This window comes from Halomonas sp. H33-56 (genome assembly GCF_040147035.1).
Classification (GTDB): domain Bacteria; phylum Pseudomonadota; class Gammaproteobacteria; order Pseudomonadales; family Halomonadaceae; genus Halomonas; species Halomonas litopenaei.
Genome location: NZ_JAMSHP010000001.1, coordinates 952,071 through 971,287, shown reverse-complemented (window position 1 = coordinate 971,287; position 19,217 = coordinate 952,071). Strand labels below are relative to the sequence as shown.

At 65.3% G+C, this 19,217-nt stretch carries 17 protein-coding genes; 3 read left to right on the top strand and 14 right to left on the bottom strand.

Annotation, left to right across the window (positions count from 1 at the left end):
* Positions 1 to 7: 7 nt before the first annotated feature.
* The 3 genes from hslO to yrfG form a co-directional block, all read right to left on the bottom strand.
* Positions 8 to 883 carry an Hsp33 family molecular chaperone HslO gene (gene hslO / locus NFH98_RS04435; protein ID WP_108131400.1) on the bottom strand — a complete coding sequence of 292 codons (876 nt, stop codon included), beginning with the start codon at positions 881 to 883 and terminating at the stop codon, positions 8 to 10.
* A gap of 96 nt (positions 884 to 979) precedes the next feature.
* A complete protein-coding gene (locus NFH98_RS04430) occupies positions 980 to 1,366 on the bottom strand; it encodes an RNA-binding S4 domain-containing protein (protein WP_108131399.1) in 387 nt (128 codons plus the stop codon).
* On the bottom strand, positions 1,359 to 2,039 hold the full coding sequence (gene yrfG / locus NFH98_RS04425; RefSeq protein ID WP_108131398.1) for a GMP/IMP nucleotidase: 681 nt from the start codon (positions 2,037 to 2,039) through the stop codon (positions 1,359 to 1,361). The genes NFH98_RS04430 and yrfG overlap by 8 nt, the downstream gene beginning before the upstream one ends.
* Before the next feature lie 379 nt (positions 2,040 to 2,418).
* Here yrfG and nudE point away from each other — a divergent pair, with 379 nt between their 5' ends.
* Entirely contained in the window at positions 2,419 to 3,003 is a 585-nt protein-coding gene (gene nudE / locus NFH98_RS04420; protein WP_045993076.1) for an ADP compounds hydrolase NudE, read from the top strand.
* 122 nt (positions 3,004 to 3,125) lie between these two features.
* Here nudE and NFH98_RS04415 read toward each other — a convergent pair whose 3' ends face one another.
* The 11 genes from NFH98_RS04415 to nrdR all read right to left on the bottom strand — a co-directional run bounded on the left by NFH98_RS04415 (position 3,126) and on the right by nrdR (position 16,195).
* Positions 3,126 to 4,217, bottom strand: coding sequence for an oxidoreductase (locus NFH98_RS04415; protein ID WP_349622275.1), 1,092 nt, complete (start codon positions 4,215 to 4,217; stop codon positions 3,126 to 3,128).
* Between the two features lie 246 nt (positions 4,218 to 4,463).
* Positions 4,464 to 6,311 carry a dihydroxy-acid dehydratase gene (gene ilvD, locus NFH98_RS04410; protein WP_108131397.1) on the bottom strand — a complete coding sequence of 616 codons (1,848 nt, stop codon included), beginning with the start codon at positions 6,309 to 6,311 and terminating at the stop codon, positions 4,464 to 4,466.
* A gap of 367 nt (positions 6,312 to 6,678) precedes the next feature.
* A complete protein-coding gene (lon, locus tag NFH98_RS04405; protein ID WP_045993079.1) occupies positions 6,679 to 9,126 on the bottom strand; it encodes an endopeptidase La in 2,448 nt (815 codons plus the stop codon).
* A gap of 193 nt (positions 9,127 to 9,319) precedes the next feature.
* Positions 9,320 to 10,576, bottom strand: coding sequence for a DUF945 family protein (locus tag NFH98_RS04400; protein ID WP_349622274.1), 1,257 nt, complete (start codon positions 10,574 to 10,576; stop codon positions 9,320 to 9,322).
* A 59-nt stretch (positions 10,577 to 10,635) separates the two neighbouring features.
* On the bottom strand, positions 10,636 to 11,109 hold the full coding sequence (locus tag NFH98_RS04395) for a phosphatidylglycerophosphatase A family protein (protein ID WP_045993081.1): 474 nt from the start codon (positions 11,107 to 11,109) through the stop codon (positions 10,636 to 10,638).
* The gene (gene thiL, locus NFH98_RS04390; RefSeq protein ID WP_349622273.1) at positions 11,106 to 12,065 is read right to left on the bottom strand and encodes a thiamine-phosphate kinase; all 960 of its coding nucleotides are present in this window, start codon (positions 12,063 to 12,065) and stop codon (positions 11,106 to 11,108) included. The genes NFH98_RS04395 and thiL overlap by 4 nt, the downstream gene beginning before the upstream one ends.
* Before the next feature lie 12 nt (positions 12,066 to 12,077).
* A complete protein-coding gene (nusB, locus tag NFH98_RS04385) occupies positions 12,078 to 12,578 on the bottom strand; it encodes a transcription antitermination factor NusB (RefSeq protein ID WP_045993083.1) in 501 nt (166 codons plus the stop codon).
* The gene (ribH, locus tag NFH98_RS04380; RefSeq protein ID WP_045993084.1) at positions 12,575 to 13,072 is read right to left on the bottom strand and encodes a 6,7-dimethyl-8-ribityllumazine synthase; all 498 of its coding nucleotides are present in this window, start codon (positions 13,070 to 13,072) and stop codon (positions 12,575 to 12,577) included. The genes nusB and ribH overlap by 4 nt, the downstream gene beginning before the upstream one ends.
* A gap of 121 nt (positions 13,073 to 13,193) precedes the next feature.
* The gene (ribBA, locus tag NFH98_RS04375) at positions 13,194 to 14,339 is read right to left on the bottom strand and encodes a bifunctional 3,4-dihydroxy-2-butanone-4-phosphate synthase/GTP cyclohydrolase II (RefSeq protein WP_108131394.1); all 1,146 of its coding nucleotides are present in this window, start codon (positions 14,337 to 14,339) and stop codon (positions 13,194 to 13,196) included.
* 213 nt (positions 14,340 to 14,552) lie between these two features.
* A complete protein-coding gene (gene ribD / locus NFH98_RS04370) occupies positions 14,553 to 15,713 on the bottom strand; it encodes a bifunctional diaminohydroxyphosphoribosylaminopyrimidine deaminase/5-amino-6-(5-phosphoribosylamino)uracil reductase RibD (protein WP_349622272.1) in 1,161 nt (386 codons plus the stop codon).
* Complete coding sequence (gene nrdR, locus NFH98_RS04365; RefSeq protein ID WP_045993087.1) at positions 15,710 to 16,195, bottom strand: transcriptional regulator NrdR; 486 nt, start codon at positions 16,193 to 16,195, stop codon at positions 15,710 to 15,712. The genes ribD and nrdR overlap by 4 nt, the downstream gene beginning before the upstream one ends.
* A 193-nt stretch (positions 16,196 to 16,388) precedes the next feature.
* Here nrdR and NFH98_RS04360 point away from each other — a divergent pair, with 193 nt between their 5' ends.
* Both NFH98_RS04360 and dsbG read left to right on the top strand, forming a co-directional pair.
* Positions 16,389 to 18,146: a sugar phosphorylase gene (locus NFH98_RS04360; RefSeq protein ID WP_045993088.1), complete on the top strand. Its 1,758-nt coding sequence runs from the start codon at positions 16,389 to 16,391 to the stop codon at positions 18,144 to 18,146.
* Positions 18,147 to 18,304: 158 nt separating this feature from the next.
* Entirely contained in the window at positions 18,305 to 19,108 is an 804-nt protein-coding gene (dsbG, locus tag NFH98_RS04355; protein WP_349622271.1) for a thiol:disulfide interchange protein DsbG, read from the top strand.
* The last annotated feature ends 109 nt before the right edge of the window (positions 19,109 to 19,217 follow it).

Below are 19,217 nucleotides of genomic sequence, written 5' to 3'. Positions count from 1 at the left end.
CAACCGCTCAATGCACCGTTGGGCTGCCGTCGCTGGGGTCCTCGATCAAGGCTTCGACATCGGCCGCGGTGAAGGCGTAGCGGGTGTTGCAGAAGTGACACTGGGTCTCGATCGTACCTTGCTCCGCGACGATCTGACGCAATTCCTCGTGCCCCAGCGACATCAGTCCCCCGGCGATGCGCGAACGAGAACAAGTACAACCAAAACGCAACGCCTTGGATTCGAAGGTACGCAATGGCTCCTCATGGAACAGCCGCACCAGCAAAGTTGCCGCATCCAGTTCCAGCAATTCCTGTTCGCTGAGGGTGGCAGCCAAGTGATAGGCGCGATCCCAGGCGTCGTCATCCTGATTGAGCGACTCGTCGGGCAGTCGCTGCAGCAGCAGGCCACCGGCGCTGACACCGTCCGCCGCCAGCCACAGCCGCGTGGGCAGCTGCTCGGACTGGGTGAAGTAGGCTTCCAGGCAGCCGGCCAGGCGATCGTGCTCGATGCCGACGATACCCTGATAGCGCCGCCCTTCCTTGGGGTCGAGGGTGATCACGATCTGGCCTTCTCCCACCAGCTCGCGAAAGCCGGCCTCATCGCCGGGCAGTGCCGCATCTTCGGCGAGGCGGGCGATGGCGCGAAGCTCACCGCCAGGATTGGACTCCGCCATCATCAGGGAGACGTCACCACTGCCGCGCACCTCGAGGGTCATGGTGCCGTCAAGCTTCACGGTGTCGGTCAACAGAGCCACCGCCGCCAGCAGTTCACCGAGCTGACGATTGACGGCGGCCGGATACTCGTGACGCTTGAGCACCTCGTCGTAGGCCTCGGACAGGCGGGTGACTTCGCCGCGGACGTTGGTGTCATCGATAATGAATCGCTGTATCTGATCAGCCATGAAAAACGATCTCTGCTGGGCGCGCCCCGGCGGGCGCGCGTCTGACGAAAAGAAGGGTGTTCGACGAGGGCGCTGGGATGAGCGCGACGCGCGCCGTCAGGAGCCGCCCTCGCGCTGGAAGCGCTTGATATCGCGGCGCGCCCGCTTGTCGGGGCGCTTGAGCGGATGCTTGAAGACCTCGTTGGCCTGGCGGCGCTGATCGGCCTCGCGCTCGCGACGTTCGCGACTCTGCTCGGTCTCCTGGTACAGCCGCCGCGCCTCCGGCGCCCCACGACGCTGCTCGCTGACCTCGAGCACCTCGACCTCCCACACATCCCAGCCCTGAGGCGCACGTATCAACATGCCGGGGCTCACCGACTTGCTAGTCTTGGCCCTGGCCCCGTCGACCTCGACCTTGCCACCCTCGATGGCCTTCTTGGCCAGGGCGCGGGTCTTGAAGAATCGTGCCGCCCACAGCCACTTGTCGAGTCTGACGCTATCCACGGGGGGCCTCCGGAGTCTGCGGCGCCGAGGGCATGATATCGGCGAAACGGTCCAGCGCGATAAAGTCCTTGAGCGACTTCTCCGGCCGCCGGCTGTCCGGCTGGCGGATCCCCAGCAGATGGCGAATACCGTACTCGCGGGCGCTTTCGAGCACCGCCGCGTTGTCGTCGATGAACAGGGTCCGCTCGCGGTCGAAGGGCTCGATCTCGTTGAGCGCATGCCAGAACGCCTGTTCTTCCTTGGGCTCACCGATATCGGCAGACGACACGATGGCGTCAAGGTAGTCGTCGAGGCCCGTCAGCGGCAGCTTCAGCGCCAGACTCTCGCGATCGGCGTTGGTCGCCAGCACCACTCGCGGATGGGCGCTCTTGAGCCAGCCCAGAAAGTCCAGAGCATCGCCGCGCAGGCCGATCAGATGCTGGACCTCGCGCTTGAGCGCGACGATATCCACGTCGAGCTCGCGGCTCCAGTAGGCCAGGCTGTACCAGTTGAGAGTGCCCTGCTCCCGGATGATCCGCGCGCGCACCACTTCCTGGGTGGCCTCATCCAGCTTGTGCAGTTCTACGTAGCGGCGAGGCAGATGCTCCAGCCAGAAATGACTGTCGAAGTGCAAGTCCAGCAAGGTGCCGTCCATGTCCAGCAGCACGGTATCGATGGTGTCCCAATCGAGCATTACCTCATCTCCAGCCATCACCAGCTCAATGCTTGTTCCACTGCGCCGGCGAACGTCCGCCGACACCTGAGTAACGTGTTAGTGTACCTCAAAGGCATTCGGGCTCGCAGCCCGGGCGCTTGCGCCTGGTCTCGGCCCGGTGCGGACGGCGGATGTCCCGCGACGCCGCCAACCCCATGTTCATTACGCTAGGCTCTGTCCGAAAAGTCGACGAGCGAAGGTTAGACAAGGCAAAAATCGGTGAGACAGCGCAGTTTACGGGGTGTAAATGAGCATGTTGATCCGATTTTTAACGCCGTATTACCGAGCGCAGGCACTTTTCAGACAAGCCCTAGTCATTACGCTATTCACCAGCCCATCCCACCGCCCAGGAGCCCCCATGGACGACAGTTCCCCGGAAAAACCCCGCATCCTCTCACGCAAGACCGTCGCCGAGAGCCGTCTGTTCCGGGTCGAGGAACTCGAACTGCGCTTTTCCAACGGCGCCGAGCGTCACTTCGAACGGCTGCTTGGCAACGGCAAGGGCATCGGCGCGGTCATGATCGTCGCCATGCCCGACCCCGACCATGTGCTGCTCATCCGAGAGTACGCCGCCGGTTTCGAGGACTATGTACTGACCCTGCCCAAGGGCGTCGTGGACCCCGGCGAGGACATCGTCACCGCCGCCAACCGCGAGCTGATGGAAGAGTGTGGTGTGGGCGCCCGGCGTATCGAACCGCTGGTCGAGCTTTCCCTGTCGCCCAACTATATGCGCCAGCGTATGCAGGTCATGCTGGCGAGCGACCTCTACCCCAAGCGCCTGGAGGGCGATGAGCCGGAGCCGCTGGTGGTGGAGACCCATGCGCTGGACAGCATAACCGCGCTGCTCGCCCGGGAGGACTTCCACGAGGCCCGCGCCATCGCTGCGCTGTACATCGCCCGGGACAAGCTCAAGGGCGAGCAGGCCGATACCTCACTTTGGTAAGACCCACCCTACCAATACGACCAGGGGGTCCTGACGGCCCCCTGGTCAACGTGCCTTGGTCGAATTTGCCTTGGCCAAGCTTCCTTGGCCAAGGCCCTCTTGTCGTGCCTGGCTGATTCGCCTCAGCGACGGGCGTGCAGCCGGCGGAGGTTGCTGTTGCCTTCCTTCAGGCGCACCCAGCGCCCCTGGCGGTAGCTGTCGAGCCCCGCTTCCAGCAAGGTCATCACGTCCACCGCCTGCTCGCCGGACACCGGCGGCGGGTCGCCATGCAGCAGGGTCTGAGCGACGGCAGTGTAAAAGGCGGGATAATTGCCCGGTTCCGACAGCCACTCTTCGGTGACCAGGTCCGGCTCCTCGGCGCTGCCCCGGTTGAGGGTCAGTTGTCCCGGCGCATCGTCGACGCCCCAGTCTTCACTCGGCGTCAGTCCCTGCTTGAGCCAGTCTTCCTGGGGGTCGAGCCCGTAGATCGAATAGCTGCCCTCGGTGCCGTGCACCACGAAGCGCGGGCTGGGCTCGGCTACCAGCGAACTGGCCTGCAGGGTCACCCTGAGGCGGTCGTACTCGAGCAGCGCCAGAAAGTCGTCGTCCACCTCGGCGCCATCTCTGGCGGAGGCCAGTTCCAGTAGAATTGCCCGGGGCATGCCGAACAGCTCTATGGCCTGATCGAGCAGATGCGGACCGAGGTCGTACCAGATGCCGCCACCGGGCTTGTGCTGCTCTCGCCAGCGGTTGTTAACCGCCGGTCGATAGCGATCGAATCGCGAGGTGAAGGATGTCACTCGCCCCAGCCGGCCCTGCTCCAGAAGCTTGCGCACCGTCAGGAAGTCGCAGTCCCAGCGACGATTGTGAAAGACGCTGAGCAGCAGTTCCGAGCGGTCCGCCTGGGCGCGGAGCTGACGCGCCTCCGAGGCCGACACCGTGATCGGCTTGTCCACCACCACGTGCTTGCCTGCCGCAAGGGCCGCCTTGGCCATGGCATAGTGCTGCTCGTTGGGTGTAGCAATCACGATCAGGTCAACGTGGCGCACCTCGAGCAGCTCGTTGAGCTTGGCGTGCACCGTCACGTCCGGAAGGTCACGCAAGACCTTGTCGGCGTCGGAGCTGACCACCGAGGTCAGCTCGAGCCCTGGCGCGGCCTGGATCAAGGGGGCATGGAAGGTCTTGGCAGCCATGCCGTAACCCACCAGGCCCACATTGAGAGTCTGTGTTTTCATAGCGGTCCCCGTGCCTGCATCTCGCCCATCTTGTCGAGGGCTTCTTTGATCTGTCGATCCCCTGTCACGTCAGAATGACCAAATCCCCGGAAATTATCGAGTTCCGGCGTACACGCAAGCTGTTTCATTTCGCTGATCGGTCGCTCATTTCCTCAAGCGGGTCGCCTGAGCGCTGGACGCCATCAACGATGAAGGCCGGCGTATGCCGGCCTTCATCGAGCTACTCTGTGCTAAAAAGCGCAGATACTAGTCGTCAAGCTTTTCCAGATCGCGCACCGCGCCCATGTCAGCCGAGGTGGCCAACAAGGCATAGGCCTTCAGCGCAGGAGTCACCTTGCGCAGACGCTGAATGCTCGGCTTCCAGGCATCCTTGCCGCGCTCCTGCTGGCGCTGGCGGCGCTCGGCAAGCTCGGCGTCGTCCAGCAGGACATTGATGGTCCGAGCGGGGATGTCGATGCGGATACGGTCGCCGTTTTCCACCAGAGCGATGGCGCCGCCGGCGGCGGCCTCCGGTGAGACGTGGCCGATCGACAGCCCTGAGGTGCCGCCGGAAAAGCGTCCGTCGGTGAGCAGGGCGCAGCCCTTGCCCAGCCCCTTGGACTTGAGATAGGACGTCGGGTAGAGCATCTCCTGCATGCCCGGGCCGCCCTTGGGGCCTTCGTAGCGGATCACCACCACGTCGCCTTCCTTCACCTTGTCGCCAAGGATATGTTCCACCGCCTGATCCTGAGACTCGACCACGTGGGCCGGCCCTTCGAACACCAGGATGCTGTCGTCGACGCCGGCGGTCTTCACCACACAGCCGTTCTCGGCGATATTGCCCTTCAGCACGGCGAGTCCGCCCTCCTTGGAGAAGGCGTGTTCGTAGTCGCGGATACAACCGGTGGCGCGGTCACCGTCCAGGCTCGGCCAGCGGGCGCTCTGGGAAAACGCCGTCTGGGTCGGGATACCACCGGGGCCGGCCTTGAAGAAGTTGACCACCTCCGCCGACGGATTGCGCATGATGTCCCACTCATCGAGGGCCAGCTTGAGGCTGTCGCCGTAGACCGTGGGCACCGAGGTATCCAACACTCCGGCGCGATCCAGCTCGCCGAGGATCGCCATGATGCCGCCGGCCCGGTGCACGTCCTCGATGTGATACTTCTGGGTATTGGGCGCCACCTTGCACAGCTGAGGGACTTCGCGGCTCAGCCGGTCGATGTCCATCATGTTGAAGTCGACGCCCGCCTCCTGGGCGGCGGCCAGCAGGTGCAGGATGGTATTGGTGGAGCCGCCCATGGCGATGTCCAGGGTCATGGCGTTCTTGAACGCCGCCTTGGAGCCGATGGCACGGGGCAGCAGGTGCGCTTCGTCACCTTCGTAGTAGCGCCTGGCCAGCTCGACGATGCGCTCGCCTGCCGTCTCGAACAGGCGGCGGCGATCGGCGTGGGTGGCCAGCACCGTGCCGTTGCCCGGCAGCGCCAGACCCAGCGCCTCGGTCAGGCAGTTCATGGAGTTGGCGGTGAACATGCCGGAGCAGCTGCCACAGGTGGGGCAGGCGCTGCGCTCGACCTCGTTCAGGGTTTCCTCGTCCACCGAATCGTCGGCGGCCATGACCATGGCGTCCACCAGGTCCAGGCCGTGATCCAGCAGCTTGGTCTTGCCGGCTTCCATGGGGCCGCCGGAGACGAAAATCACCGGCACGTTGAGGCGCATGGCGGCCATCAACATTCCAGGCGTGATCTTGTCGCAGTTGGAGATGCACACCAGGGCGTCGGCGCAGTGGGCGTTGACCATGTACTCGACGCTGTCGGCGATCAGATCGCGGCTCGGCAGCGAATAGAGCATACCGTCGTGGCCCATGGCGATACCGTCGTCCACGGCGATGGTGTTGAATTCCTTGGCCACACCGCCGGCCTTTTCGATTTCACGGGCGACCAGCTGGCCCATGTCCTTCAGGTGAACGTGGCCCGGCACGAACTGAGTGAAGGAGTTCGCCACCGCGATGATCGGCTTCTGGAAGTCGCCATCCTTCATGCCGGTGGCGCGCCACAGGGCGCGAGCGCCGGCCATGTTGCGACCGGCGGTGGTGGTACGGGAGCGATACTCAGGCATGGAATCCTCGTCATTTTTCGTCCACCCGTGATGCAGAAGGCAACCGGGCGGTGTCGCGTGTCCAGACTGTCGATTCTGTCACGCACAGACGGCACTGACTAGCCTTGCACAGGCCATCACGCCACGGGCCCGAGAACCGCGTCATGCGGCCTCGGGCCCGATCCGGAACGGCTTGCCGGCTCACTGTCGGCGAAATGCGCCGTCATATTGCCGCTAGCCGAACACCACCTTGGCGACGTCCCTGCAGTGGCCGACGAGAGCGGTCGGCGAAATGCGCCGTCATATGACCGTTAGCCGAACACCACCTTGGCGACGTCCTTGCAGTGGCCGACGAGAGCGGTCGGCGAAATGCACCGTCATGCCGTCGTTAGCCGAACACCACCTTGGCGACGTCCTTGTACCGATTGGCGAAATGCACGGTCATGCCGTCCTTGAGGTACTCCGGCAGTTCGTCATAGTCGCGCCGATTGGCCTCGGGCAGGATCACCTCGAAGATATCGCTGCGGCGCGCGGCGATGACCTTCTCGCGGATCCCGCCCACCGGCAGCACCTGTCCGGTCAGCGTAAGCTCCCCGGTCATCGCCAGGTTGCGCTCGATGGACTGATGACGCGCCAGTGACAGCAGCGCCGTGGTCATGGTCACCCCCGCCGAGGGGCCATCCTTGGGGGTGGCGCCTTCCGGCACGTGCAGGTGAACAAAGGAGGCATCGAAGAAGCCGGCATCGGCGCCGTACTCGGTCAGGTGCCCCTGAACATAGCTGTAGGCGATGTTAGCCGACTCCTTCATCACGTCGCCCAATTGGCCTGTGAGCTTGAAGCCGCGATCCAGCCCGTGCACCTTGCCGGCCTCGATGGACAGGGTGGCACCGCCCATGGAGGTCCAGGCCAGGCCGGTGACCACGCCCTGCCCTTTCATCACCTTTTCCTTGCGGAACAGTGGGGCGCCGAGGAATTCCTCGAGGTTCTTGAGCGAGACCTTGACCGTCGCCTGGTCGTTCTCCAGAAGCTTGACGGCGGCCTTGCGCACGATCCGGTGCAGCTGTTTCTCCAGTTGCCTGACACCGGCCTCCCTGGCGTAGCCCTCGACCACCTGGCGCAGGGCTGCGGCGGTCAGATTGATACGCTTTTTGGGGATGTTGTCGCGCTTGAGCAGCTTGGGCCAGAGGTGGTTCCTGGCGATGGCCTGCTTCTCTTCGGCGATATAGCCCGACAGGCGAATCTGCTCCATACGGTCGAGCAACGCCGGCGGGATGGAATCCAGGGTATTGGCGGTGCACACGAACAGCACCTTGGACAGATCCAGACGCACGTCCAGGTAGTGGTCGAGGAAGTCGACGTTCTGCTCCGGGTCCAGCACCTCGAGCAAGGCCGAGGCCGGATCGCCCTGGAAGGACTGGCCCATCTTGTCGATCTCGTCGAGCATGATCACCGGGTTCTCGACCTCGACCTCCTTGAGCGCCTGGACCAGCTTGCCGGGCATGGCGCCGACGTAGGTGCGCCGGTGGCCCTTGATCTCGGCCTCGTCGCGCATGCCACCCACCGAGAAGCGATAGAACTCACGGCCGAGCGCCTCGGCGATGGAGCGACCGATGGAGGTCTTGCCGACACCTGGTGGTCCCACCAGCAGCACGATGGAGCCCCCCACGTCACCCTTGAAGGTGCCCTCTGCGAGGAACTCGACGATCCGCTCCTTGACGTCGGTGAGTCCGTCATGGTCGCGGTCGAGTACCTGTCTGGCATGGCCCAGGTCCAGCTGGTCCTGGCTGCGCTGGCCCCAGGGCATGGCCGTCAGCCAGTCCAGATAGTTGCGGGTGGTGCCATATTCGGGCGAACCGGTCTCGAGCACCGACAGCTTGGCCAGCTCGTCGTCGATGCGTTCCTGCACCCGCTCGGGCACCTCGCGGCCCTCGAGGCGCGCGCGGAAGGTGTCGACGTCGTTTTCACGGTCGTCCTTGGAGATGCCCAGCTCACGCTGGATCACCTTGAGCTGCTCGCGCAGGAAGAATTCGCGCTGACGCTCCTGCATCTGGGCGTTGACCTGCTCGCTGATCTCGCTCTGCAGCTGCGCCACCTCGATCTCCTTGCGCAGCAGCGGCAGCACCTTCTGCATCCGCGGCACCACCGGCAGCGTGGCGAGCACGTCCTGCAGCTCCTGCCCCTGGGCGGAGGTGATGGCGGCGGCGAAGTCGGTCAACGGGCCCGGCTCGTGGGGACTGAAGCGATTGAGGTAGTGCTTGAGTTCCTCGCCGTACAGCGGATTGATCGGCAACAGTTCCTTGATGCCGTTGATCAGCGCCATGGCGTAGGCGCGGGTCTCGTCTTCCTCCGCGTCCACCGGCTCACGAGGGTAGGACACCTCGACCAGAAACGGCGGGGTGCGCGACAGCCAGCGCTCGATCTTGAAGCGTCGCACGCCCTGGGCGATGAACTGGATCTGGTTGTCCTCGCCCTGCAGCTTGTGGGCCTTGACCGCGGTGCCGATGGTCGGAAAGTCCTCGTGGGACAGCTCCTCGACACCGGCCTCTCCGACGAAGGCGAGACCGACGGTGTCATGGGGCGTATTGGCGACCCGCTCGATGGTCTCGGACCAGCGTTCGCGGTTGATCACCAGCGGCTGCACCTGGGCGGGAAAGAAGGGACGATTGTGAATCGGCAACAGGTAAAGCCGTTCCGGCAGCGAGGCGCTGGCAGGAATCACCGCATGGCCCTGGACCTGCTCGCCATCGGCCAGGCCGTCCGCGGTTCCGTCTTCGGCGTCGCCACTCATGGGAATCCAGTCCAGATCGTCGGACCGGGGATCGCGATCATCGCTCATGGTGTCCTCATCCTGAAGTAGGGGGCGTCTTGCCCGTCTGGGTATCAGCAATGCGGGCGACCACGACCAAGTTCAAGGCGTGACAGGAGGATAGCAGCAGAGTGACGCCATCGGGGACGCTGTCGGGCCCGGCCGGGAGGGACTCAGGGGACAGGAATCTGGTGGCTCTTCTGACGGTGTGAGCGGAGTCCGCTCAACCACCCAGCAGCGGTGGTAGCGGACGTCCGTTGACCCGCAGTCGCCCCTTGACCACGTCGATGCCCAGCATCGAGGTATCCAGCGGCAACCCCAGCCACAGCGCGACCACGGCCGGCGGCTCACGCCATTCGAAGTCTCCGTCCAGGCGCTGGCGAAAGCGCTCACGCATCTCGGGGCGATCCAGCGACAGCAGGCTCAGCGACGCAAGGTCTCGGGGGTCCAGCACCAGCACGCCCTCGCCCTTGAGACTCAGTCCCAGCATGGGGCTGTCGAGATCCACGTCCTTCAGATCCAGACGCGGAGAGTCCTTGAGCAACTGGGCCAGGGCGCGATCCATCGCCGAGTAGGCCTCGGCGTCCTCGAGCGAGACGGTGCCTAGCGCGGTCTTGTGACGCGCCAGGGCCACCACCGAACGCAGCGCCTCGGCGTTGATGCGAGACAGCTCCAGACTGACCTCGCCGTCCACCAGCATGTCGTCGCCGGAGCGCACCTCACCGATGGTCAAGGTGCTCTGCAGCCTCAGCTCGCTGTCATCCAGCAGGGTGCGGGCCTCGAGCACCAGTTCGGTGCCATCCAGGTTGACCTGAGGGTGACGCAGACTGACGGCGTCCAGGGTCAGCTTGTCCTGCTGGGTGAAGTGCAGGGCCCCGGGGGTATAGGCGTAACGGCTTTCGTGATGGAGCGGGCCGATTTCCAGCACCGCGTCTCCATCGCGCAACTCGATCGCCTCGAGCAGCACCTGGGTGCGCCAGTCGCCATAGACTCCGTCAAAGGCGATACGTCCGCCGGAGAATTGCAGCGAGCGAGGCGCTTCACCGGACGGCGACTGACTGATGAGAAATGGTGCCAGCCGCAACTCCCCCTGCAGGGTGCCCCCCAGGGTGCGGTAGTGGGCTTCCCAGCGGGGCGGGCTTGCCGGCATGGCATCACCGAACAGGCGCCGGTCGGCGTCGCCGACGTGTACATCGAGCCGGCCAAAGACGCTGGTATCGAGTACGCCGTGGCGTGCCTCATAGGGAATCGCAAGATGCCAGGCGTGACCGATCAGGGGAGCCACATGCAACACGCCGGAGGAACGCAGCCAGCCCTGCTCCACGTCGTCACGCGAGATTCGCAGGTCACCGCGCGCCTCGAGATCGGCAAGCGCCCTCTCCAGTTCGCGCTCGAACAGCAGACCGGCGAGATATTGGGCAACCGCCCAGGCCAGCGCCAGCACCACCACCACCGGTACGATCCATCGTTCCTTGCGCATTCCTTGCCCTCTCTGCCGAGAGGAGCCTCCCTGCCCCCGTCGGCGTGACGATACGCTGTTCAGTGTAGCCAGAACCACAAGTGCATGGTGCACCAGGAGTAAACGCCGGCCATGACATCATCGACCATGATGCCGAAGCCGCCGGCGACGCGACGATCGGCCCAGCGGATGGGCCAGGGCTTGATCACGTCGAATACGCGAAAGACAACGAAGCCCCACAGCGCCGCTTCCCACGAAAAGGGCACCGCCGCCATGGTCAGCCAGTAGCCGACAAACTCGTCCCAGACGATACCGGAGTGGTCGTGCACGCCGAGGTCCCGGGACGTCTTGTCGCACAGCCAGACACCCCAGACGAAGGTGATGGCGATCATCACCAGGTACCAGCCCAGGGTCAGCTCGGACAACAGCCAGTAGAAGGGAATGGCCGCCAGGGTCCCGAAGGTCCCCGGGGCAAAGGGCGCCGCCCCGCTGCCCAGCCCGAAGGCAAGGAAATGGGTCGGTCGACGCCACACGCTAGCCGGTGCTTTGTTCACGATGTCCCTCCGTGGAAATGTTGCCACCCCGGCAGCGAAGAGGCATTCACCCCTTGTATCCCCGGCGACGCGGTGACCTGGCCGATGGCAACGAAGGCGAGCCCCAGTTCCGCCAGTGCCAGGCGGGCCCGATCGAACGCTGCAGACGGCAGCGCCACGACCAGCTCGTAGTCGTCGCCGCCGGTCAGGGCGGCCTCTCGGGCCGCCTCGGTGCCGAGGGCCTCTACGAGCCCTTCGGCCAGAGGCAGCGCTTCGGCGTCAAGACGCGCCCCGACACCGCTGGCTTTCAGCAGGTGGCCAAGGTCGGCAAGCAACCCGTCGGAGACGTCGATGGCCGCGTTGGCCAGTCCCCGCAGTGCCAGCCCCGCCTGCCAGCGCGCCTGGGGCAACAGGTAGCGGGCAAGCAGCGGTGACTCAAGATCTCGCTGACCCTCGTACCAGGCCGCCAGTCCCCCGGCACCGCCACCCAGCGCACCGGTGACCGCCAGCACGTCGCCGGCACGGGCACCGTCACGACGCAGCGCCTCGCCCGTGGGTACCTCACCCATCACGGTGACGCTGACGGCGCGCTGGCCCCGGGTGACGTCGCCCCCGACCAGGGTCATGTCCGCCTCGTCGCACACAGCATGGAAGCCCTGGGCGAACTTTGCCACCCACTGCTCTTCCACCTCGGGCAACGTCAGCGCCATCAGACACCAGCGCGGCTGCGCGCCCATGGCGGCCAGATCACTCAGGCTCACCGCCAGGGCACGATGCCCCAGCGCCTGCGGCGGTGCGTCTTCGGGAAAATGCTGCCCTTCCACCGACGTGTCGACGCTGACGACCAGTTCGTGCCCTGGCGCCGGGCGCATCAGGCAGGCGTCGTCACCCACCCCGAGCGAAACGCCGGAGGCCTTGCCGGGCTCGCCCGTCGCGGGCGCCAGCCAGCGCTCGATGAGTTCGAATTCTCCGTACATCAGGCGCGACCTTCAGCGGCGACGGGCACTGACCTCGGCGCTTCTGAGCTTGATGGCCAGCTTGTCGAGAATGCTGTTGATGTACTTGTGGCCATCGGTGGCGCCAAAGGACTTGGCCAGCTCGACCCCTTCGTTGATCACCGCCCGATAAGGGACCTCCAGACGCTTGGACAGCTCGTAGGCCCCAAGGCGCAGGATCGCCAGCTCGATCGGATCGATGTCCTCGAGGCGGCGGTCCAGCAGCGGCGAGATGGAGGCGTCGAGCTCCTTGCGGTAGCGTGCGACGTTATGCAGTAGCTCATGGAACAGCGCCAGATCGGCGATTTCCATGACCTTGAGCCAGTTCTCGTGCACCTCCAGGTCGTCATCGGGCACCTGGCTGCGAAATTCGGCCTCGACCGCGGTGATGGACTTGTCCGTCATCTGCCACTGATAAAGTCCCTGCACCGCCAGCTCGCGAGCCGCACGGCGAGACTGCTGGGCCTTGCTGGGCGCACGCTGTTCGCGGCTCATGCGGGGGTCTCCTCGGCATCGTCACCAAAATGACGCAGCAGCGACACCATCTCCATGGCGGCCATGGCGGCTTCGACGCCCTTGTTGCCGGCCTTGGTGCCGGCCCGCTCGATGGCCTGCTCGATGGAGTTGACCGTCAGCACACCGTTGGCCACCGGGGTATCGAACTCCAGCTGCAGCCGCGACAGCGCGGAATTGCACTCGCCGGCCACGTGCTCGAAGTGCGGGGTACCGCCGCGAATGACCGCGCCGAGCGCGACCACGGCGTCGGGACGCGCCACCGCGAGCACACGCTTGACCGCCAGCGGCAGTTCCCAGGCGCCCGGGACGTGGACGATGTCGATCATCTCCATGTCCACCCCGTGGCGCACCAGGCTGTCCACCGCGCCCTCGACCAGGCTATCTACCACATGGTGATTGAAGCGGCCCACGACGATCACGTAGCGGCCCTGGACGTCGACGAAGCTGCCTTCGACTTGGGAAATAGGTTGCATCTTGAATCTTCCTGAATGTACCGGCCTGGGGCCGGTAGTCGGGGTGACCCTGTCAAAGGGCCTGTCCCCTGGTAAAAACCGAAACACCGGACGCCAGCATTACTGCCTCGCCCGGCGTGAATCAACCGCTGATATCACCTGGCGAGACGATGTCCACCACCTCGAGATCAAAACCCGACAGCGCGGAGAACTTCCACGGTGAGCTCAGCAGACGCATCCTGCCGACACCGAGCTCGCGCAGGATCTGGGAGCCGGTTCCGATGGTCAGGTAGTTGCCGGCGCCGTCGGACTCGCTGCCGCGAGCGGTGCGGCGGCGCTCCAGGAACACCTGCAGCATATCGTTGAGGTCCTGATGCGGACGCATGTCATCGAGCAGCACGAAGACACCCTGCTCGGCCCGCGCCACCTCTTCCAGCGCCTGGTGGGCGCGCCAGGAGGCGTCCTCGCCCTTGACCAGGCACATCAGGTCACGCATCTCGTTGGCCAGATGCACCCGCACCGTGGTCACGCTGTCCGGACTCGGCGAGCCCTTCACCAGCGCCAGGTGGTGCACCTTGTGGGTGCGGTCGAGAAAGACGTGGGCGGTCAGCTCACCGTAGGCGGTGGTCACCGGCAGTCGCTCGACCTCTTCTACCGTCTGCTCGTTGTGGATCCGGTAGTGGATCAGGTCGGCGATGGTGCCCATCTTGATCCCGTGGGTCTCGGCGAAGCGCTCGAGCTCAGGACGTCGGGCCATGCTGCCATCGTCGTTCATGATCTCGCAGATCACACCGCTGGGATCACAACCGGCCAGGGCGGCCAGATCGCAGGCCGCCTCGGTGTGGCCGGCGCGCCTGAGCACGCCGCCGGGCTCGGCCATCAGCGGAAAGATGTGGCCGGGCTGGACGATGTCTTCTGCCTTGGCATTGCGCGCGCTGGCGGCCTGCACCGTGCGTGCGCGGTCAGCAGCGGAGATGCCGGTGCTGACGCCTTCGGCGGCCTCGATGGACAGGGTGAACTTGGTACCGAAACCGGAGCCATTGTCCTGCACCATCAGCGGCAGCTTGAGCTGTTCGCAGCGCTCCCGGGTCATCGGCATGCAGATCAGACCACGGGCGTGAACCGCCATGAAGTTGATGTGCCAGGCCTCGACCTTCTCGGCGGCCATGATGATGTCACCTTCGTTTTCCCGATCCTCGTCGTCCATCAGGATCACCATGCGGCCCTGGCGGATATCCTCGACGAGTTCGGCAATAGGGGCCAGGCCCCCGCTGGAAGACTGCGACATGTATGCTCCCTGGATCTAAAATGGCCACTCGCGACGGCGGCCAGAAACCGCGTCAGGGTACCGTGGCGCGGCGTCGGGCGCCAGTCAAAGACAAAGACCAGACAGGGCGTCGGGCGCCGCTTATATCAAGATCGGCCACTGCGACTCCGCGTCGGGCGCCGCTTATATGAAGCCCCGCTACTACGATCCCGGGCCCCGGTGACTTTCGTCGGGTCAGTGCTCGGCGCAGGCGGCCAGCGCCGGGCGCGCCAGAATACGCCAGTCCTTGCCGAGGGCACGGATATCGAGAATTTCCAGAGGCCGCTGCTCGGCCATGCGTTCGATGCCCGACAACGCCATCAGCCCGCGCGCGTCGGAGCCGAGCAGGGTCGGCGCCATGTAAAGACGCAACTCGTCCACCAGACAGGCATCCATCAAGGCACCTGCCAGGGTCGCGCCGGTCTCCACCAACAGCTCGTTGCAGCCGCCCTCGTCACCGAGCCACTTGAGCAGCGCGCCAAGATCGACGCGGCCGTCGTCGCCTGCAGGCATCTCCAGCACCCGCGCGCCGGAGCGCATCAGCGCGTCTCTGCGAGGGGATTCGCTGCCCTCGACGCAGACCACCAGCGTCTCCCCTGGCTCGCTCAGGCAGGCCGCGGCCAGCGGCATGCGCAGGCGCGAGTCCACCACGACCCTAAGCGGCTGGCGTCGGGCGATGGCCTCTGCGTCATCGAGCCCGAGCTGATCGGCACGCACCGTCAGCCGCGAGTTGTCGAAGATGATCGAATCCACCCCGGTGAGGATGGCGCAGCTCTGAGCCCGCAGCCGCTGGACGTCACGCCGAGCCTCGGCACCGGTGATCCACTGGGACTCGCCGGAGGCCATGGCGGTACGGCCGTCGAGGCTCATGGCGAGCTTGAGGCTGACCCGTGGACGCCCCCGGGTCATGCGCGACACGAAGCCGGCGTTCAATACCTGGGCGTCCGCCTCGAGGCAACCGAGCCTTACCTCGACCCCGGCGTCACGCAGGCGTGCGATACCGCGTCCCGCCACCTGAGGATTGGGATCCTGCATGGCTACCACCACCCTGGCGACACCGGCCTTGATCAAGGCATCGCAGCAAGGCCCTGTGCGCCCCTGGTGGGAGCAGGGTTCCAGCGTCACGTAAGCGGTGGCGCCTCGGGCGTGCTCACCGGCAGCCTCGAGTGCATGGACCTCGGCGTGGGGCTCCCCGGCGCGCTGATGGTAGCCGTCGGCCAGATGCTTGCCGTGCTTGACCAGTACGCAACCGACCCTCGGATTGGGCATGGTGGTGTAGCGACCGCGTTCGGCCAGCTTCAATGCCCTGGCCATCCAGGCTTCATCCTGGCCTGCCGTGATGTCCGTCGGATTCATGTGCTCTCCCCGGTGTCGGGCGAGAAACTCGGCTCCTGGGCCAGGCGGTCGATCTCGGCGCGAAATTCGTCGATATCCTGAAACCGTCGATAGACTGAGGCAAAGCGGATATAGGCCACCTGATCGAGGCGCTTCAGGGCATTCATCACCTCTTCACCGACCACCCGCGCCTGGACCTCGCGCTCGCCCCGTGCGCGCAGGTTCTGGCGGATACGTTCCACCGCCGCCTCGATCGACTCGGCGCTGACGGGGCGTTTTTCCAGCGCCCGCAGCATGCCGGCCCGCAGCTTGATCTCGTCGAACACCTCCCGCGAGCCATCGGCCTTGATGATCCGTGGCATGATAAGTTCAGCGGTCTCGTAGGTGGTGAAGCGCTCACCGCAGCCAGCACACTGCCGCCGTCGGCGCACCTGATCACCTTCGGCGACCAGCCGGGAGTCAGTCACTCGGGTCTCTTGGGCGCCACAGAAGGGGCAATGCATAGCGGACAGTCCGGCAGGAAAAATATGTCGCCATAGTGTAACGGCTGAGGCCTGCCCCGCCCAGCGCAATGGCCCAGGTCATCCGCGATTTCAGCTGAGTTGGCACGCCCTGTGCTTGATACTTTCTTTCTAGCCGTCAATGAAATGGCGAGCGCTCACGGGGCAAGGCGCCCCCACGCCTGCGGAGGACACCATGGCAAGCCACCTCTCCCCCCTGGAACCCGACGACTTTCGCCAGCGTGCCGCAGAGCTGCTCGCGCCTCTCTATGGTGCACGCAGCGAAGAGGTCCTGCGCCGTCTGCTGCGCCTGATCGAAGCGCAGGGGGCCGGGTTGAGGCACCGTCATGGTGCACGCCAGACGCTGTGGAGCGAGCAGGACCAGTGGCTGATCGTCTATGGCGACTCGCTGCTGGATGCCGACAAGCCCCCCCTGGCGGTACTCGATGAGTTCCTGAGCAAGCGCCTGAAGACCGTCTTCAGCGGTGTCCATGTGCTGCCCTTCTTCCCCTGGAGCAGCGACGACGGCTTCTCGGTGATCCACTATCGCGAGGTCGACCCGAAACTGGGCGACTGGCGCGATATCCGGCGCCTGGCCAGTCACCATGATCTGATGGTGGACCTGGTGCTCAACCATGTCTCGCGAGAATCACTGTGGTTCGCCGACTATCTCGGCGGCAACCTGCCCGGGCGCGACTACTTCATCGAGATGGACCCCGATACCGATCTCAGCGAGGTGGTGCGTCCGCGCAGCTCGCCGTTACTGGTCCCCGTCAGCACCCGCCGTGGCGTTCGTCACCTGTGGGCGACCTTCTCCGAGGACCAGATCGACCTCAACTTCGCCAACCCCGACGTCTTGATCGAATTCGTCGGCATCCTGCTGTTCTACCTGCAGCAGGGGGCCCGCATCGTCCGGCTGGACGCCGTCGCCTTCCTGTGGAAACGCCCCGGCACCCGCTGTATCCATCTTCCCGAGACCCACGCGGTGGTGCGGCTGTTGCGGGCGGTGGTCGACCACGTCGCCCCCGGCACCCTGATCATCACCGAAACCAACGTGCCCCACGCCGAGAACATCAGCTACTTCGGCCTGGAGCGACAGGACACGCCGCCCGACGAGGCCCACCTGGTCTATCAGTTCCCGCTGCCACCTCTGTTGCTGCACACCTTGACCAGTGGCGAGGCCGGCACCCTGGCACGCTGGCTCGACAGCCTGCCCGAGCTCCCCGCCGGCTGCAGCTATCTGAACTTCACCGCCAGCCACGATGGCATTGGCGTGCGCCCGCTGGAAGGCTGGCTGGAAGGCCACGAGATCGACGCCCTGGTCGCATTGATGCAGCGCTTCGGTGGCTTCGTCAGCATGCGCCGGCAGGCCGACGGCAGCGACAGCCCCTACGAGCTCAATATCACCTGGTTCGATGCCATGAGCGGCACCAGGCGCGGACCCGACCCGTGGCAGGTCGAGCGCTTCCTGTTGAGTCAGCACCTGATGCTGGTGCTGAAGGGTATCCCCGGCGTCTACCTGCACTGCCTGACCGCCACCCAGAACGACCACGACGGGGTCGAACGCAGCGGGCGCCTGCGTTCGATCAATCGCAAGCGCTGGGACCGCCAGGAGCTGGAACCTCTGCTGGACAGCCGTCACACGCCGACCCGCGAGGTGTTCTTCGCCCTCACCCGCCGTCTCGAGATCCGTCGCAGGGAACCCTGCTTCCACCCCGATGCGGCCCAGACGGTCATCCCCACACCACCGGAGCTGCTGGCGATCCAGCGCGGCCCCCTGGACGATGGCCGTCGACTGTTGGCCATTCACAACGTCACCGATCGGCCTCAGCCACTGGTACTGGACGGTCTCGATCAGTCCGGCTGGCAGGACCTGCTGGAAGGAGGCGCCTGGCGGCCCGTCGACACCCTGGCCCCCTATCGTTCACTGTGGCTGGTGCGCACCGACAGATAAGTCGCCGCACGCTCGGTGTATCGCACAACAGCGCGGCCCTGGCGCTTTCACTGCCCGGCGACGTCAGCGGTCGAACCGAAGGCGTTTGCTGCTGTCCTAGTGCGAGTGATTCTCGCTTGTCGCGGGATTCGTCCTACAAGATGCCGGAGAGTAACGACATGCCCCGCCGCCCCCGACTGCCCCGCCTGCCCGACCTGCCCCGCCATCAGCGTTCCTTCATGACCCTGGCGGCGGTGGCCTTCGGCCTGATGCCACTGTCCAGCGTCGAGGCCGAGGGCCACCCCGCCCCCATCGAGGCGCTGGAAGAGGAAGGCCTTGAGGTGCACGGTGAATTCGACGCGCCGGGTGGGCTTAGCGGCTTCGCCGCCAGCCATCGCGGACAGCCGATGACCATCTTCGTCACCGAGGATGGCGAGCACGCCATCGTCGGCAATCTGATCGACGCCGACGCCAACAATCTGTCGGAGGCGCCGCTGGAGCGCCTGGTACGCGGCCCCCAGGACGAGACCACCTGGCAGAGCCTTGAGGACAGCGCCTGGATCGCCGACGGCGATCCCGACGCCGAGCGCATCGTCTATGTGTTCACCGATCCCAACTGCCCCTACTGCACCCGCCTGTGGCAGCAGAGCCGGCCCTTCGTCGAAAGCGGCCAGGTCCAGCTACGCCACGTGATGGTCGGTATCCTCGACCCCGAGAGTCCGCGCCAGGCGGTCACGATGCTGGCCGCCGACGACCCTCAGGCCGCCCTCCGCGCCCATGAGAGCGGCGATCCGATTGAGCCCATGCGCCAACTGCCCAGAGACCTGGAGCAACGCCTGCAGAGCAACCATGAACTGTTTCGCAGCTTCGGCATGGTGGCGACCCCGGGCATCGTCTATCGCAACGATGGCAAGCTCGAGATGAGCCAAGGCCTGCCCAGCGAAGAACTGTTCCATACCATCATGGGGCCGGAGCCCGACTGACTGGGTTTATCAAGGCGCTGGCACCAGGGCCTGGTGCCAGCGCGATTTAGGCTTTAAACGAAAAGTCGACGAGCGATGGTTAGACAAGGCAAAAATCGGTGAGAAAGCG

What these genes read in the sequence shown, in the direction of transcription:
- nudE (WP_045993076.1), top strand. Translation starts at nt 2,419, where the DNA reads ATGGACGACAGTTCCCCGGAAAAACCCCGCATCCTCTCACGCAAGACC.
- nrdR (WP_045993087.1), bottom strand. Translation starts at nt 16,195, where the DNA reads ATGCATTGCCCCTTCTGTGGCGCCCAAGAGACCCGAGTGACTGACTCC.
- hslO (WP_108131400.1), bottom strand. Translation starts at nt 883, where the DNA reads ATGGCTGATCAGATACAGCGATTCATTATCGATGACACCAACGTCCGC.
- NFH98_RS04360 (WP_045993088.1), top strand. Translation starts at nt 16,389, where the DNA reads ATGGCAAGCCACCTCTCCCCCCTGGAACCCGACGACTTTCGCCAGCGT.
- NFH98_RS04415 (WP_349622275.1), bottom strand. Translation starts at nt 4,217, where the DNA reads ATGAAAACACAGACTCTCAATGTGGGCCTGGTGGGTTACGGCATGGCT.
- ribD (WP_349622272.1), bottom strand. Translation starts at nt 15,713, where the DNA reads ATGAATCCGACGGACATCACGGCAGGCCAGGATGAAGCCTGGATGGCC.
- nusB (WP_045993083.1), bottom strand. Translation starts at nt 12,578, where the DNA reads ATGAGCCGCGAACAGCGTGCGCCCAGCAAGGCCCAGCAGTCTCGCCGT.
- yrfG (WP_108131398.1), bottom strand. Translation starts at nt 2,039, where the DNA reads ATGCTCGATTGGGACACCATCGATACCGTGCTGCTGGACATGGACGGC.
- ribH (WP_045993084.1), bottom strand. Translation starts at nt 13,072, where the DNA reads ATGCAACCTATTTCCCAAGTCGAAGGCAGCTTCGTCGACGTCCAGGGC.
- dsbG (WP_349622271.1), top strand. Translation starts at nt 18,305, where the DNA reads ATGCCCCGCCGCCCCCGACTGCCCCGCCTGCCCGACCTGCCCCGCCAT.
- thiL (WP_349622273.1), bottom strand. Translation starts at nt 12,065, where the DNA reads ATGTACGGAGAATTCGAACTCATCGAGCGCTGGCTGGCGCCCGCGACG.
- ilvD (WP_108131397.1), bottom strand. Translation starts at nt 6,311, where the DNA reads ATGCCTGAGTATCGCTCCCGTACCACCACCGCCGGTCGCAACATGGCC.
- ribBA (WP_108131394.1), bottom strand. Translation starts at nt 14,339, where the DNA reads ATGTCGCAGTCTTCCAGCGGGGGCCTGGCCCCTATTGCCGAACTCGTC.
- NFH98_RS04400 (WP_349622274.1), bottom strand. Translation starts at nt 10,576, where the DNA reads ATGCGCAAGGAACGATGGATCGTACCGGTGGTGGTGGTGCTGGCGCTG.
- lon (WP_045993079.1), bottom strand. Translation starts at nt 9,126, where the DNA reads ATGAGCGATGATCGCGATCCCCGGTCCGACGATCTGGACTGGATTCCC.